At 46.2% G+C, this 1,676-nt stretch carries 2 rRNA genes; both read right to left on the bottom strand.

Features of this window, described 5'->3' with window-relative positions:
- Positions 1–1,001: 1,001 nt before the first annotated feature.
- Positions 1,002–1,115: ribosomal RNA gene (gene rrf, locus L1D50_RS22945) — 5S ribosomal RNA — on the bottom strand.
- A gap of 190 nt (positions 1,116–1,305) precedes the next feature.
- Positions 1,306–1,676, bottom strand: a 23S ribosomal RNA gene (locus L1D50_RS22940); the annotation flags it as partial.

Raw genomic sequence — 1,676 nt, 5'->3', positions numbered from 1 at the left:
ATTTAAAGTTACACCAAATAAATAAGTTTCAATAACTACTAAAAAAGTGAGCGAATATCCGCATCATTAAAAAACACTCACTCATCAACACCTACAAACCTTTACATAGTAATGAGCTCTTAAAAGCAAGAACATTAAATTAAATACTATCCTGTTTTATTCAATAAAATATTCTACATTCGTAACTCTCATCCACATAAACTAAGCCGCCCAACATCAATCTGACTTAACCTGATACAATATGCTTTTAAATGCTCGACGGATAAACCACCTCCGACCACGCTGCTCAGTGCTGATGTGGTGGTAGGAGCGAGTTCACCTCGCGCTCTTTAATAAGGCCCTAGCTCGCTACGAAGAAGGATGTTTTATTCTTTTTGTTTGGGAAGCCTAATAGCTCGGCGGGTAAACCACCTTCGACCACGCTGCTCATTGCTGATGTGGTGGTAGGAGCGAGCTTGCCTCGCGATCTTTAATAAGGCCCTGACTCGCTACGAAGTAGGATGTTTTATTCTTTTTGTTTGGGAAGCCCAACAGCTCGGCGGGTAAACCACCTCCGACCACGCAGCTCAGTGCTGATGCTGTGGTAGGAGCGAATTTACCTCGCGAGGTTTTATATCTCAAATCTCTATGCCCCACATAGCAAAAAACCCGTCGCATTGCTGCAACGGGTTTGACGTACATGGATGTACTAATGTCGATTAGAATCATGGATGAATGCTGTTAATCGACCTTTAATAAGGCCTTGGCTCGCTACGAAGTAGGATGTTCTACTTTCACATGGGAAGCCCACACTATCATTGACCGGGGCCGACCCTTCGCGGGGCTCGCCTTCGAGCTGTTTTGTTTCACTTCTGAGTTTGGGTGACAAGAAACCGAAGCAACGCTTCGCAGTTCGGGGAAATGAGCGCATGGATAAGCGAAGGGGAGATACTACATGGTAGTACTTTACTTCAAATGCAAAAAAACCCGTCGCATTGCTGCAACGGGTTTCTTTAATAAGGCCCTGACGATGTTCTACTTTCACATGGGAAGCCCACACTATCATCGACGCTGTTTTGTTTCACTTCTGAGTTCGGCATGGGGTCAGGTGGTTCCAAAACGCTATGGTCATCAGGAAATCTGGGTGCAAATGTCTAATGACATCGTGCCTCGCACGAGCATTCCATTTGCGCAAGGTGAACCGATTTCGCGATACCGCTGAGGTTGGTCACCTTGTTTAATTCTTAAATCTGGAAAAAGCTATTAARTTCTTYTGTCTACTTYAGTCTATTAACTTCTGTCGCTTATAAACCACTTTGGCGTTGTATGGTTAAGCCTCWCGGGTAATTAGTACGAGTTAGCTTAATGCCTCACAGCACTTCCACATCTCGCCTATCAACGTTGTAGTCTTCAACGGCCCTTCAGTTGACTCTAAGTCAAAGTGAGAACTCATCTCGAGGCTCGCTTCCCGCTTAGATGCTTTCAGCGGTTATCGATTCCGAACGTAGCTACCGGGCAATGCAATTGGCATCACAACCCGAACACCAGCGGTTCGTCCACTCCGGTCCTCTCGTACTAGGAGCAGCCCCTCTCAATTCTCAAACGCCCACGGCAGATAGGGACCGAACTGTCTCACGACGTTCTAAACCCAGCTCGCGTACCACTTTAAATGGCGAACAGCCATACCCTTGGGACCG

It is taken from the genome of Pseudoalteromonas sp. Isolate6, assembly GCF_022398435.1.
GTDB classification, from domain to species: Bacteria; Pseudomonadota; Gammaproteobacteria; order Enterobacterales; family Alteromonadaceae; genus Pseudoalteromonas; species Pseudoalteromonas galatheae.
This window is presented reverse-complemented; position numbering and strand designations above follow the sequence as displayed.